This window comes from Burkholderia sp. S-53, from assembly GCF_025560745.1.
Lineage (GTDB): Bacteria > Pseudomonadota > Gammaproteobacteria > Burkholderiales > Burkholderiaceae > Burkholderia > Burkholderia pyrrocinia.
In genome coordinates, this window is the sequence record NZ_CP090482.1 from 479,008 (window position 1) to 492,368 (window position 13,361).

At 67.8% G+C, this 13,361-nt stretch carries 11 protein-coding genes and 1 pseudogene; 2 read left to right on the forward strand and 10 right to left on the reverse strand.

What is annotated here, in order from left to right:
• Positions 1-135 precede the first annotated feature (135 nt).
• The 9 genes and pseudogenes from LXM88_RS01925 to LXM88_RS01965 form a co-directional block, all read right to left on the reverse strand.
• The gene (locus tag LXM88_RS01925; protein WP_262531509.1) at positions 136-396 is read right to left on the reverse strand and encodes a hypothetical protein; all 261 of its coding nucleotides are present in this window, start codon (positions 394-396) and stop codon (positions 136-138) included.
• A 19-nt stretch (positions 397-415) separates the two neighbouring features.
• Positions 416-784 (reverse strand): annotated as a pseudogene (locus tag LXM88_RS01930) (methyl-accepting chemotaxis protein); the annotation flags it as partial.
• A 545-nt stretch (positions 785-1,329) separates the two neighbouring features.
• Positions 1,330-2,850 carry a sensor domain-containing diguanylate cyclase gene (locus tag LXM88_RS01935; RefSeq protein WP_262531510.1) on the reverse strand — a complete coding sequence of 507 codons (1,521 nt, stop codon included), beginning with the start codon at positions 2,848-2,850 and terminating at the stop codon, positions 1,330-1,332.
• Between the two features lie 163 nt (positions 2,851-3,013).
• Positions 3,014-3,994 (reverse strand): M14 family metallopeptidase, encoded by a 981-nt coding sequence (locus tag LXM88_RS01940; protein ID WP_262531512.1) that lies wholly within the window; start codon positions 3,992-3,994, stop codon positions 3,014-3,016.
• Between the two features lie 43 nt (positions 3,995-4,037).
• Positions 4,038-5,510: an NAD-dependent succinate-semialdehyde dehydrogenase gene (locus tag LXM88_RS01945; RefSeq protein ID WP_262531513.1), complete on the reverse strand. Its 1,473-nt coding sequence runs from the start codon at positions 5,508-5,510 to the stop codon at positions 4,038-4,040.
• A 104-nt stretch (positions 5,511-5,614) separates the two neighbouring features.
• Positions 5,615-6,106 (reverse strand): Lrp/AsnC family transcriptional regulator, encoded by a 492-nt coding sequence (locus tag LXM88_RS01950; protein WP_262531515.1) that lies wholly within the window; start codon positions 6,104-6,106, stop codon positions 5,615-5,617.
• A 108-nt stretch (positions 6,107-6,214) separates the two neighbouring features.
• A complete protein-coding gene (locus tag LXM88_RS01955) occupies positions 6,215-7,615 on the reverse strand; it encodes an aspartate aminotransferase family protein (RefSeq protein ID WP_262531516.1) in 1,401 nt (466 codons plus the stop codon).
• 172 nt (positions 7,616-7,787) lie between these two features.
• Positions 7,788-8,714, reverse strand: coding sequence for a 2-hydroxyacid dehydrogenase (locus LXM88_RS01960; RefSeq protein ID WP_262531517.1), 927 nt, complete (start codon positions 8,712-8,714; stop codon positions 7,788-7,790).
• 12 nt (positions 8,715-8,726) lie between these two features.
• Positions 8,727-9,587 (reverse strand): GNAT family N-acetyltransferase, encoded by an 861-nt coding sequence (locus tag LXM88_RS01965; RefSeq protein WP_262531519.1) that lies wholly within the window; start codon positions 9,585-9,587, stop codon positions 8,727-8,729.
• A gap of 476 nt (positions 9,588-10,063) precedes the next feature.
• On the opposite strand from LXM88_RS01965, the gene LXM88_RS01970 reads away from it, so the two are divergent.
• Positions 10,064-10,732, forward strand: coding sequence for a haloacid dehalogenase type II (locus LXM88_RS01970; protein WP_262531520.1), 669 nt, complete (start codon positions 10,064-10,066; stop codon positions 10,730-10,732).
• 209 nt (positions 10,733-10,941) lie between these two features.
• Positions 10,942-12,480 carry a methyl-accepting chemotaxis protein gene (locus tag LXM88_RS01975; RefSeq protein WP_262531522.1) on the forward strand — a complete coding sequence of 513 codons (1,539 nt, stop codon included), beginning with the start codon at positions 10,942-10,944 and terminating at the stop codon, positions 12,478-12,480.
• 54 nt (positions 12,481-12,534) lie between these two features.
• Here LXM88_RS01975 and LXM88_RS01980 read toward each other — a convergent pair whose 3' ends face one another.
• Positions 12,535-12,879 carry a cupin domain-containing protein gene (locus tag LXM88_RS01980; RefSeq protein WP_262531524.1) on the reverse strand — a complete coding sequence of 115 codons (345 nt, stop codon included), beginning with the start codon at positions 12,877-12,879 and terminating at the stop codon, positions 12,535-12,537.
• Positions 12,880-13,361 lie beyond the last annotated feature (482 nt).

Genomic DNA, 13,361 nt, shown 5'->3' on the forward strand with positions numbered 1-13,361 from the left:
CATTCGGGCAGGGCGGATGGCCTCGCGCCGACGTCTGTGTTCCAAACAGTACATTCGCGCCGGAATTTAATGCAAATGAGAGGCATTTGCAATCGTAAGTTGATGGGGCTGCCGCATGCGATGAGACTCGGTCGGCTACCGGGCGGCGACCTGCAACGCGTGGAGCACGTCCTCGTGCGCCAGGACGGCGGCGGTCCAGGTCTGCGGATGCTCCGCGCGGTCGCGCATGGCCGTCGCGATCGGGTCGCGTCGACTGCCGGACGGCGTGCCGACGAAGCGGGCGGGCACCGGATCGCCGGCGGTTTCCGCGATCGGTCGCGTTGGTCTTCCGAGGACGGTGTCGGGTCTGTTTTCCTGTACGTGGCCGGCTTCAAAAGAATGGAACATGTCGGTCACGGTGCGACGGCCGACGCGGCTAGGCGCCGGACGTGCCCGCTTCCAGCCGGAACAGGGATACCGACTCGGCAAGCCGGCTGCCCTGTTCCTCGAGCGACTTCGATGCGGCGGCGGCTTCTTCGACTAGCGCCGCATTCTGTTGCGTGACTTCATCCGTTTGCGTGATGGCCAGGTTGACCTGCTCGATGCCGCTGCTCTGCTCGTTCGATGCCGCCGCGATCTCGCCCATGATGTCCGTCACGCGTGCGACCGCCTGCGTCACCTGGTTCATGGTGTCGCCCGCGTTGTTCGCGAGGATGTTCGTCTGGAATGCGATGCCTTCGATCATCCCGGTGATATCGGCGATTCTCGTCGAGCTGTCGCTGATCTCCGTCATCGTTTCGACCACCAGGTCGTGCGGCGACTTCACGAGCACCAGGTTGCGAGCCGAGATGGCGCGCCGATCGACGGCAACGCTGAACTGGCACACGCCTCTGCAAATCCTTGCTCAGATTCTGGCTAACCCCACGGATCGAGTTCCTGTTCAGTAACCCGCGAGGTGTTGCACTTCGCCCTTGAAACCGCCCGGATTGAGGGTGCTTGAAAAACGCAATCGTTTGTCGGGTGAGAAAATTCGAAATGGTCAAGAACGCTCGATTTGGAGCGTTCTTGTGTGAGGTTTTTAATTCAGATGTTATGGAGTACGTGATTTATAAGGCGATACTGTCGCGAAATTGCCACTATCCGTTCGGATCGCCATGAGATCGCCGATCGACGCGGGATCGTCAGCCTGGAACGGCAGGTGTGTCGCTTTCCAGGCGCGAAGCCGCCGGATCGCCGGAGCCGGCGAGCAATACTGGCGGTACGATCTCGCAGCCGGCGATCGGTGTGCTGCGTTGCCCGGCGAGACGGATGCCGGAAGGCAAAGGCGGCAGCGGTCGAACGCAGCGCCCGTCAAGCCGGATGCACAAGCGATCCCGTGTCGCCGCGGCACACGCGGTTTCTACCGTGGCGCTTCGCTGTATACAACGCGAGGTCCGCTTGATGCGTGAGCGCGTCGATCGACGCCGGGCGGGCGCGATGCCCGGTCGCGTATCCGATGCTGACCGTGAAAGCGGGAACCGTCTCGTCGAATTCGGCGAGACGGTTGCGTTCCACTTCCGCGCGAATGGCCTCCGCGACCTTCGCGGCGCCACTTTCATCGGTGTCCGGCAGCACCGCGACGAACTCTTCGCCGCCGTAGCGCGCGGCGATGTCGCCGCGCCGCCGCGTGTGCGCACGGATGCATTCGGCCAGGAATCTGAGCGCCGTGTCGCCCCGCGCATGCCCGTATCGGTCGTTGTACTGCTTGAAGTGGTCGGCATCGATGAACAGCACGGACAGGCTGCCGTCGTTGCTGCGCTGGACTCGCTCCCATTCGTCGGCCAGTGCGGCATCGAGCGCGCGGCGGTTGTGCAGGCCCGTCAGCGGATCGGTGCGGGTGAGATCGGTCAGCAGTGTCTGCTTGCGAAGATTGTCCCGCAACGCGAATGCGAGCAGCCAGACGACGGCGCAGAAGAGCGCGCAGATAAGCGATGCCGACACGCCGACCGACCATGACATGCGCGTGAAACCGGCCAGCACGTCGCGCTCGGCAGGCGCGACGACGGCAATCAGCGGGGTGCCGGGCACCCGCTGGAACGTGTAGAGCCGCAAGGTTCCATCGATGCGCGAGTAGGCTGCATAGAATCCCGATTCCTGGTTCAGCATGCGATCGAAGGTCTTCGATCGGCTCAGGCGAACCATCTGGTGTTCGCTCAACGGCGGATTTCTGGCCAGGATGGTGCCGTCCGTGCGCAGGATCGCGCTGATGCCGTTCGGCCCGACGTTCAGTCGGGCCAGCAGCTGATCGAAGTAGGCGAGGTCGATCGCGACAACCGCGATTCCGTTGAACGCGTGGTCCGGCCGTTCGATGCGCCGGGACAGCGCGATGGACTCCGTGCCGCTGCGCGAGCGCGCGCGATAGGCCTCGGATACGTAAAGGCCGACGTTCGCCGAGTCACGATGGACCTTGAAGTAGTCGCGATCGCTGAAGTCCCAACGGTGAGTCGGGCCGCAACACCCGTCGATCAGCTGGCCGTTCCGGTCCGTCACGCCCATGCCGGTCACGTATTGCGCAGCCGCGCGCTGAAACAGCAGGTCGTGCCGCAGCTCGGCGTCCATGCGCCGGACCTCCGGCTTGCCGAGATCGGATGCGAGCGCGATCAGTGCGTTGTTGGACGTTTCGACGCTCCGCGCGATCTCGCTGACCAGCACGGCGGCGACGTTGCGCGAGGTCTCGTGCGCGTGCTCGACGACTCCGCTTCTCGTGGCCCACAGCGTCATCGCGCTGATGCTCAGCGCCGCGAGCGACATCAGTGTGCCGAGCGCGCCGACGACAAGATGGTTTCGTCCAGCCCAGTCGGCGATTTTTTCGATGGAAGTGGATGCGGACATGCTCGCGCTCGTGGGGAAAGCCCGATGCAATGACCGAGGCTGCGCTGAAATCCGGGTTAACGGCAGGTAAGCGGGGAAATCGAGGCTTGCATGCGAAGCGAATCGGCGGGGCGTTGCCGCAAACGTGTGCGGCCGCCCCGCCGGTTCCGTCGAAGCCGCTACGTCAGGCGGGCACGCCGGATTCGTCGACGAGCCGTCCGAGCCGGACGACGGTGACGCCGGGCCGCAATTGCCGCAGCGACGGCATCACGAGCACGCAATCGGGATAGGGCGTGACGACGGGGACGTCGTTCGACCAGCCGATCACGGTGCCGGCGTCCGGGAAATGTTCGAGGCCGGTATAGTCGCCCGCGAAACGGAACACGCCGTTCGTCGCGACCACGGGCTCCGTCACCTGCACGATGCGCATCGTGTCGGGCAGCGGCAGGAACCAGTCAGCGGGCAGGTCGTTTTGCTCGATCACGCCGGACGCAACCAGGAAACGGGCCGTCGAGTCGCGGGCGACGTCCACCGCGCGTGCTTCCCAATGCTGCCCGCATTCCACCAGCATCGCGCATTTCGGGCTGCCCGGTTCGCCGAAGGCCGCGTAATCGCGCATCCGCGTGCCTTCCGGGTGGCCTTCGTCGCGGATCACGGTGGCCGGCGCGCCGACCCGGCGCGCGAGCGCGACACCCTTGTCGAGCGGCCCCGCGACGATCAGCGGCGCACTGCGCTCGTGCATCGAATGCAGGTCGAGCAGCCAGTCGGCCGCATCGACGAACGGGCGCAGCGCGCGGGCGCGATCGAGTTCGACCGACCGGGCCGACAGATCGTCGAGCACGGCGGGCGTCCACACGCGGTTGAAATCCTGGTCGACGAAGCGCGCCGCGTCCGGCTGCGCGGGATCGAAGCGCGCGTAGGCCGCGACGTTCGCAAACGACAGCGTGAGCGTGCCGCGCCGCGGCCGCACGCCGAGCGCGAGCAGCGCGTCGACGACGATCGCGCCGCAGACTTCGTTGCCATGCGTGAGCGCGTTGACCATCACGTTCGGGCCGGCCTCGCCGGACGCGAAGCGGTAGACGTGGTCGACGCCGGTATTGCCCGCGCGGTGCGGCGCGAGGTCGGGAAACGAAACTTCGATCGGGTAGGGGGTGAAAGCGGTCATGGCGGCGTACCGGGTAACGAAAACGTAAGGAAGGGGCGCGCGATCAGTCGAGCCCGCCCTGGCACAGGTACTTGATCGACAGGTAGTCGTCGAGGCCGTAGCGCGAACCTTCGCGGCCGTAGCCCGATTCCTTCACGCCACCGAACGGCGCGGCTTCGCTCGCGAGCGCGCCCTCGTTGATGCCGACGATGCCCGTTTCGAGCCGCGCCGACACGCGCGCGATCCGCCGGACGTCCTGCGTGTAGAAATACGCGGCGAGCCCGAACGGCGTGTCGTTTGCGGCGGCGACGGCTTCGTCCTCGGTATCGAACGGAAACAGCGCGGCGACCGGCCCGAAGGTTTCCTCGCCACCGAGCTGCATGCCGGGGGCCGCATCGGCGAGCACGGTCGGCGCGTAATAGTTCGGCCCCAGTTCGGGCAGGCGCCTGCCGCCCGTCAGCACGCGGGCGCCGCGCTCGACCGCATCGTCGACATGGCGCGCGATCTTGTCGGCCGCGCGTGCGTTGATCATCGGGCCGATCTGCGCGGCTGGGTCGGTCGCAGGCGCGACTTTCAGCGCGCCGACCCGCGCGGCGAGCTTCGCGGCGAATGCGTCGTAGATGCGGGCCTGCACGTACACGCGATTCGGCGACACGCAGGTCTGGCCGCCGTTGCGGAACTTGGCGGCCATCAGCCCGTCGACGGCGGCGTCGAGCTCGGCATCGTCGAACACGATGAATGGCGCATTGCCGCCGAGCTCGAGCGACAGCTTCTTCAGCGTCCCGGCCGATTCGCGCGCGAGCAGCTTGCCGACGGGCGTCGATCCCGTAAACGTGATCTTGCGCACGCGGCCGTCGGCGAGCCAGTCGGCCACCGCGTCGATGCCCTGCTCGCGCGATGCGGCGATCACGTTCAGCACGCCGGGCGGCACGCCGGCTTCCTGCGCGAGGAACGCCAGCGCGAGCGCCGTGAGCGGCGTGTCTTCGGCCGGCTTCGCGACGACCGTGCAGCCGGCCGCGAGCGCGGGCGCAATCTTGCGCGCGATCATCGCGAGCGGGAAATTCCACGGCGTGATCGCGGCGACGACGCCGATCGGCTCCTTGACCGCACTCAGCCGCTTGCCGCGCTGCTGTTGCGGAATCAGGTCGCCGTACGTGCGGGTCGCTTCCTCGGCGAACCACAGCACGTACGAAGCGCCGTACGCGACTTCGCCGCGCGCTTCGGCGAGCGGCTTGCCCTGTTCGCGCGACATCAGTTTCGCGAGATCGTCGGTGTGCGCGACGATCGCCGCATGCCACGCGCGCAGGATCGCCGCGCGTTCGCGGGCCGGCGTCGCGCGCCACGCGGGCAGCGCGCGCACGGCGGCGTCGGTGGCGGCACGTGCGTCGGCCGCGCTGCTGTCGGGCGCGTCGGCCACACGCTCGAGCGTCGCCGGATCCGTGACCGCGAAGCGACGGCCGTCGAGCGCATCGCGCCACGCGCCGTCGATCAGGTTTGCACTACGAACGAGTTCGGTGCGGGAGAGGGTAAGTGACATGGCAGGTCCTTGAATGATGTCGGCTAGACGGCGGCAGGCGGGCCTGTCGCGGCGACGCGCGTCCGGCGCGCCGCTGCTGTGCTCGCGATGGCCGCCGCTGCTCGTCAGTGCCGCTCGCCGAACAGCGATTCGAGCGGGTAGTGCCGCTTGACGAACGGCGACTTGATGATCACGTAGCTGAAATATTTCTCGATGCCGATGTTCTGCTCGAGCAGCCCTTCGACGATCGACTGGTAGTGGCTCACGCTGCGCGTGACGAACTTGAGCAGATAGTCGTAGCCGCCGCTCGCGAGATGGCACTCGACGATCTCGTCGACATCGCGGATCGCCGCGACGAACCGGTCGAAGTCCTCGCGCCGGTGGTCGGCCAGCGTGACCTCGGTAAACACCACCTGCACGTCGCCGAGCTTCTCGAGCTGGATGTGCGCGCCGTACCCGGCGATGTAGCCGGCTTTCTCGAGCCGCTTCACGCGGATCAGGCACGGGCTCGGCGACAGTCCGACCGCATCGGCCAGTTCGACGTTGGTCATGCGCCCGCGCTTTTGCAGCTGGGAAAGAATGCGCAGGTCGATCCGGTCTAGCTTGCTGTCCGTCATGTTCACGTGAGAAGGCAGATATGGAATGTCCGGTTACTTTAGAGTCGAACGGTAGCCGCCACAAGCCCGGCTTTCCCTCGCCCGCTTCACGCCCGTTTCAAGCCCGCTTCACGCCGGCTGCGCATGGGCGGCGTCGAGCGCGCGCTGCACGCCCGCGTCGGCCAGCACGTCGTCGAGCGTCTTGCGCACGCGATCGAACAGCAGGTCGAACTCGCCGGCCGTGAAGCTCAGCGCCGGCGCGAAACCGAGCACGCCGTCGCCGAACGCGCGGAACACGATGCCGTTCGCGTACGCGGCCGCCGTGATCCGGTCGGGCAGGTTCAGCGCCGGGTCGAAGCGTGTCTTGCGCGCCTTGTCGGCCACCAGTTCGAGCGCGCCGAGCAGGCCCGCCGAACGCGCGTCGCCGACCAGCGGATGGTCGCGCAGCGCGTCGAGGCCCGCCGCGAAGCGCGGCGCCATCGCCTGGCCGTTCGCGAGCAGCCCGCCGTCGTGATAGAGCCTCAGCACCTCGAGGCCGATCGCGGCGCTGACCGGATGCGCGGAATACGTGTGGCCGTGCCCGACCACCGCGGTTTCGGTGCGGCTGCCCGCGATCCCTTCATAGATTTCGTCGGACATCAGGACCGCGCCCATCGGTGCATAACCGGCCGTCAAGCCCTTCGCGACGGTCATCAGGTCCGGCTCGACGCGTTCGGTTTCGCATGCGAACAGCGGGCCCGTGCGGCCGAAGCCGGTGATCACCTCGTCGGCCACGAACAGGATGCCGAGGCGGCGGCATGCGTCGCGCATCGCCTTCAGCCAGCCCGCGGGCGGCACGATCACGCCGCCGGAGCCCTGCACCGGCTCGCAGAAGAACGCCGCGACGTTGTCCGCGCCGAGTTCCGCGACCTTCGCTTCGAGCGCGGCGACGGACGAGGCGATCAGCGCCTGCGGATCGTCGCCGAGCGGGTGGCGATACGGGTAGGGCGACGGAATGTGGTGCTGGTCGGCGCGCGGCAGGTCGAAATGGCGATGGAACGCGGGCAACGCGGTGAGCCCGGCGCCGATCGACGACGAGCCGTGATAACCGCGCTCGAGCGCGATCATGTGCTTCTTCGTCGGGCGGCCGGTCGCGTTGAAATAGTGCGTGATGAAGCGCACCGCGGAATCGACGGCGTCGGAGCCGCCGAGCGTGAAGTACACGCGGTTCAGCGCCGCGGGCGCGAGTGCCGCGAGCCGCTCGGCGAGTTCGATCGCGGGCTGCGATCCGAAATGGAAGTAGCCGGTGGCATACGGCAGTTTCGCCATCTGGTCGGCCGCCGCCTTCACGATGCTGTCGCGGCCGTAGCCGACGTTCACGCACCACAGGCCGGAAAACGCGTCGAGCAGCGTGTGGCCTTGCGCATCACGCAGGAACACGCCGTCGGCGGAGTCGAGCACGGTGACGCCGCGCGCCTCGTGCGTACGGTAATTGACGACCGGATGAATCAGATGTTGGCGATCGGCTTCGATCAGCGCGGAGTAGGTCATGGCAGGGCGGGACTCTCGTCGGGTGTCAGCGATGGAGTCATGCTAACGAGCGAGACATTCTCGCGTGCCTTCAATTTGCCGGCTGAAACGTACGGGCGCGGCGTTTGCAGGGCGCGCTTCGGCATTTTCTGCTGCGCCCGCGCGCCGGCGTGCCGGCGCGCGCGAACGTTCCTCAGTAACCGCGCGCGCGATCGACGACGCCGATCATCGGCTGCCCCGCGCGATGGCGCGCGAGGTTCGCCAGCACGGCGTCGACGGCGGTGTCGGGCCGCGTCGCGCTGGCGATGTGCGGCGTGATCCGGATGCGTGGATGGGTCCAGAACGGGTGTCCGGCCGGCAAAGGTTCGGGGTCCGTCACGTCGAGGATCGCGCTGTCGAGCCGGCCGCTGTCGAGCGCCGCGAGCAGCGCGGCCGCGTCGAGCTGCGGGCCGCGACCGACCTGCACGAGCGACGCGCCGGCCGGTAGCGCATCGAACACGCGCGCGCCGAGCAGCCCGCGCGTGTCGTCCGTCAGCGGCAGCAGGCAGATCAGGATGTCGGTGCGTGCGAGAAACGCATCCAGCGCCGCATCGCCCGCATGGCATTCGACGCCGTCGAGCGCGCGCGGCGTACGGCTCCAGCCGGCGCACGGGAAGCCGAAGCGCCGCAGCATGTCGAGCACGGCCTGGCCGAGCGTGCCGAGCCCGAGCACGCCGACGCGGCGCGACGCGGCCGCGCGCACCGGCCGCTCGTGCCACACCTGCGTGCGTTGCTGCGCCGCATAGTCGAACAGGTCGCGATGGATCGTCAGCACGGCCTGCGTCACATACTCGACCATGCCGTCGACGATGCCGGGCTCGATCATCCGCACGACCGGGATGTGCGCCGGCACGCGCGACAGGTCGAACTGGTCGATGCCGGCGCCGACGGAGAACACGATCTCGAGGTTCGGCAGCAGCGCGACCGGATCGTCGGGCGGCTGCCACGCGGCGAGGTAGCGCACCGCGTGCGGATCGCCGATGTCCGGCCAGATCCGGAACGCGAGGTCGGGCGCCAGTTCCGCGAAGCGGCGCGCCCATTGCGCGCCGCGCACCGGGTCGGCCTTGTAGACGAAACTCATCGGATGCGTCTCTTAGCCGAGCGCCTGGTTCACGATCGCGAACGCGCGCAGTACCGGGTCGCGGGCGGGCGCGTCGCCGCGCACCATCGCGACGACCGTGTCGACGCGCGGCAGCCCGAGCCCCTGCAGCCAGTCGGACAGGCCGCTGTCGCCCGGCACGTCGAGCCGCACGAACATGCCCTCGTGCAGCGCGAGCCAGTGGCTGATGAGCGCCTGCGCGCGCAGCGCGTCCGGCGCGATCACCGGGCCGATCGCATGGCCGCGGCCGAAGCGGCGAAACAGCGCGAAGCCGAGCAGTTCGCCGTCGCGGTCGAGCGCGATCCCGTTGGCGACGTCGAGCAGCGCCTCGGTCACCGCGTCGCGCGGATAGCCGGCCGCGCGCGACGCGAGCGCCGCGAGTCGCGGGCCGTCGTTGGTGCCGAGCGGCCGCAGCCGTTCGCCGGGCGGCAGCGAGATCAGCGGCGGCTGGAACACGGTGCCCTGGTGCTGGTCGATCGTGCCGATCGCGTGGAAGCCGAACTTCGCGTACAGCGGCTCGCCGGCCGGCGTCGCATGCAGGAACACCGTGCGCGTGCCGAAGCCGTCGACGAGCCGCGCGAGGAGTTCGCGGCCGATGCCGCGGCCGTGGCGCTCGGGCGACACGATCACCATGCCGAGCGACGCATGCGATTCGCCGAAGCGCCAGCCGAGCGCGGTGCCGACGACGCCGGTCTCGTCTTCGGCGACGAAGCCGCTGCCGAGCTGCAGCACGAAGCGCCAGTCGTCGACCCGATGCGGCCAGTTGAACGCTTCCGACAGCCGATGCGCGGCGGGCAGGTCGCTTTCGGCGAACGGACGATAGGTAAGCGTGCGGGAAGAATTGAGGTCGGCCACGCCGGACTCCGGATCGGTAGGAATGACGCCCCACTCTGCCAGCGCCGGCGCGGTGCGGATAGGACGATTCGCCTGTTTTTCGGCGGCAGCGGCCGGTCGCGCGAAATCGACGCAAACCGGTTCGAACGGCGCGACGCAACGCGCGTTCCGTGCCGGCGCGGGCGGTCAATCCGGCAGCATCTGCTACGGGAACGCCCGTACGATTGAAGCAACGCGGCGCGCTCGCCGCCCGGCGGGATCGCGTGGCAAGTGTGCACGAGCGGCGCGTTGCCGCTACGGCGATCCCGTCGGCCGGCCGGCGCGCGCTGCGCCTGGATCGCGCCGCAGATCGTGCCGTGCACGCCCCGCAACACGCGGCGATCGTGCGTTTCGACCGGCGCCGAACGATGCGCGAAGGATTTATTGCCCTGATTCAATTGTGTTCAACCCAGCCCGTCCCCGGCCCTGCCGGGGCTTCACACCGACAGGACGTCACCATGATTCAATTTGAACCGAAATTCATCACGTTCGACTGCTATGGCACGCTGACCCGCTTCCGGATGGGCGACATGGCGCGCGAGATTTACGCCGACCGCCTGGCGCCGGTCGATCTCGAGGAATTCGTGCGTGTGTTCGCCGGCTATCGCCTCGACGAGGTGCTCGGCGCGTGGAAGCCGTATCGCGACGTGGTCGTCAACGCGATCCGCCGCACCTGCAACAAGCTCGGCGTGAAGTTCGACGAAGCCGAGGCCGAGCGCTTCTATCTCGCGGTCCCGACCTGGGGCCCGCATCCGGACGTGCCGGCCGGCCTGTCGCGGCTCGCGAAGAAGTACAAGCTGGTGATCCTGTCGAACGCGTCGGACGACCAGATCATGAGCAACGTCGACAAGCTCGGCGCACCGTTCCACGCGGTGTTCACCGCGCAGCAGGCGCAGTCGTACAAGCCGCGCATGCAGGGCTTCGAATACATGTTCGACAAGCTCGGCTGCCAGCCGCAGGACGTGCTGCACGTGTCGTCGAGCCTGCGCTACGACCTGATGACGGCCGAGGATCTCGGGATCAAGCACAAGGCGTTCGTCAATCGCGGCCACGAGCCGGGCACGCCGTTCTACAACTACACGGAAGTGTCCGATATCGGCGATCTCGCGACGCGGCTCGGCCTGTAAGCGCCACGTCGGCGGCGCGCGCACGTGTCGCGCGTCGCGCCGCCGCTCGGGCCCGCCCGGGCGAATCCACGGAGCGGCCAACCCGGCCGCTTCGTCGTGTGCGTACGATCAGCGCACGAATCGAGGGTAAATACCGATGCAGTGACATTCAAGGTGGAGCCGCCAACGCCGATATCTGTACCGAATGGTTAATATCGCGAGGCTCCCGCATGAAGTTGTCCACGAAACTGCTGATGCTCGTCGCAGCCGCGCTGCTCGGTGTCGTATTGCTTGCCGCCATGTCGCTGCACACGCTGCGCGGCGCGCTGATCGACAGCCGTCGCGAAGAGATCGTCATTCTTTTGACGAAGGCCGAACATCTGGTCAATTCGTACCGCGCGTTGCAGGCAAGCGGGACGCTCACGGCGGATCAGGCCCAGCAGCAGGCAAAAGCCGCGCTGTCGGCGCTCAACGCGGATACGAAAAGCTACTACTGGGTCACGACTGCCGACGGCGTCAACCTGGTTCATCCGAACGCGAAGTTCATCGGCACCCGGGCCAAGGGGAATCGCACGACCGATGGCCTGACCGATAGCGAGGCTTACCGCGCCGGGATGGCGGCGGCGCATTTCGCGCTCGTCGACGTGCTGGTCAAGCGCAGCCCCGACGCGGATGCGGTGCCGAAACTCCAGGGCGTGGTCGCCATTCCGGACTGGAACTGGTGGATCGGCACGGGGTTCTTTTACGACGATATCGACGCGGCCTTCACGCGGCTCGCGATGGTGCTGGGCGCGATTGCGCTCGTCATCGCCGCGACGCTGGCGGCGATCGCATGGGGCGTCCTGCGCAGCGTCAGGCGCACGCTGGGCGGCGAGCCGGCGCACGCGACGCACATCGCGGCGCGTATCGCCGCCGGCGAGCTGGACGTCGAGTTCGATGCGGCACAGGCCGCGCCGGGCAGCCTGCTCGCGGCGCTCGGCGAAATGAAGGCGCGCCTGACCGAGACGATCGCCGAAATCCAGACCACGACCCACTCGATTGCCGTCGGCACCGGCGAGATCGCGCAAGGCAACCTGGACCTGTCGCAACGCACCGAGGAACAGGCCGCGTCGCTGCAGGAAACGGCCGCCAGCATGGAGCAGATCACGTCGACGGTCAGGCAGAACGCCGAGAATGCGCGTCAGGCCAATGTGCTCGTCACCACGGCCAAGGAAGCGACCGAACTCGGCGGTGCCGCGGTGCAGGAAGTCGTCGAAACGATGCGGCAGATTTCGGACGAGTCGGTGCGGATCGCCGACATTACCGTCGTGATCGAAAGCATCGCATTCCAGACGAATATTCTTGCGCTCAACGCAGCCGTCGAAGCGGCGCGCGCCGGCGAGGACGGGCGCGGGTTCGCGGTCGTGGCGTCGGAGGTCCGCTCGCTTGCCCAGCGCAGCGCCGCGGCGGCGAAGGACATCAAGGGGCTGATCGGGGTGTCGGTCGAGAAGGTCGGCAGCGGCAGCCGGCTCGTCGAGGCGGCGGGCGCGCGCATGACGGAGATCGTCCGGTCGATCGACCGGGTTGCCGACATCATGGGCGAGATCTCCACGGCCTCGGCCGAGCAAAGTACCGGCATCGAACAGGTCGGCAAGGCGGTCGCGCAAATGGATGAAGTCACGCAGCAGAACGCCGCGCTCGTGGAGCAGGCGGCCGCGGCCGCTTCGTCGCTGGATGAACAGGCGGCACGGTTGAGGTCGGCGGTCGCGGTGTTCCGGCTGGCCGGCTGAGCGGCATGCCCGGGCGGGAAAGCGGGCGCGGCGCGCATGCGCGGCCCGCCCGCGTCAGAAGATCACATACACCTTGCGCATCGTCTCGCGCACGTCCCACAGCCCTTCGGTGTTCGCGGCGAAGAACAGCGTGTCGCCCGCGCCGAACTCGATCGCTTCCTCGCCGTCCGGCCCAAACGTGCCGGCGCCTGCGAGGAAATGCATCACCTCCGCTTCCTTCACGCCGCGCCGGTAAGTACCCGGCGTGCATTCGAACACGCCCGTGTCGAACGCCTCGCTGCCCGGAATGACCACCTGACGGCCCGACACGCGGGCGGGCTCCGTGCCGGGCAATCCGGCCGTGCCCCAGTCTTCGGGCAATGCGGTGTCGACGGAGCGGGAAATCTTCTGAACTTTCATGCGTGGGTGTCCTGGCGGTGGTGAGAAATCGCCCCGGCGCAGCGGCTGCGAGGGCGGCTCACTGTCGCACGTGCGCGCGGCCGGCGACTAGGACGTTTCGCTCGTTTCGACCCGCGCTGGCCCGCGAGCGCGCAATCGACGCAAAACATGCGGTTTGGGGTCGCCGAACGCGTTTCGGATGCCGAACGGGCAATTTTGTCGGTGAAATCTGCGGCGGCCGCCGCTTTACGATTCCCTTTGTCACGCATCTGTCGCGAGTCGAGCAGGAAGGTGCGGCGGCACACGCGAGCGCGCAGCAAATCATGCTGCGCGGCCGGCCCAAAACGGTCGAATCGTGTCGTGCAGGCGCCCCGAATCGCGATAACCGCCATTTTGGCGGTGCTTAAATGAACTCAATGCGTACGACGTTGCACTCGCTACCAGCAGGCGGGCGCGGCGGGAACCTCGAACCACGCTGGCCCCCAGGACCCACTTTCCACAGT

Bases quoted from the DNA above. Each gene is read 5' to 3' on its own strand.
- LXM88_RS01935 (WP_262531510.1), bottom strand. From the start codon at position 2,850: ATGTCCGCATCCACTTCCATCGAAAAAATCGCCGACTGGGCTGGACGA.
- LXM88_RS01940 (WP_262531512.1), bottom strand. From the start codon at position 3,994: ATGACCGCTTTCACCCCCTACCCGATCGAAGTTTCGTTTCCCGACCTC.
- LXM88_RS01945 (WP_262531513.1), bottom strand. From the start codon at position 5,510: ATGTCACTTACCCTCTCCCGCACCGAACTCGTTCGTAGTGCAAACCTG.
- LXM88_RS01950 (WP_262531515.1), bottom strand. From the start codon at position 6,106: ATGACGGACAGCAAGCTAGACCGGATCGACCTGCGCATTCTTTCCCAG.
- LXM88_RS01955 (WP_262531516.1), bottom strand. From the start codon at position 7,615: ATGACCTACTCCGCGCTGATCGAAGCCGATCGCCAACATCTGATTCAT.
- LXM88_RS01960 (WP_262531517.1), bottom strand. From the start codon at position 8,714: ATGAGTTTCGTCTACAAGGCCGACCCGGTGCGCGGCGCGCAATGGGCG.
- LXM88_RS01970 (WP_262531520.1), top strand. From the start codon at position 10,064: ATGATTCAATTTGAACCGAAATTCATCACGTTCGACTGCTATGGCACG.
- LXM88_RS01975 (WP_262531522.1), top strand. From the start codon at position 10,942: ATGAAGTTGTCCACGAAACTGCTGATGCTCGTCGCAGCCGCGCTGCTC.
- LXM88_RS01980 (WP_262531524.1), bottom strand. From the start codon at position 12,879: ATGAAAGTTCAGAAGATTTCCCGCTCCGTCGACACCGCATTGCCCGAA.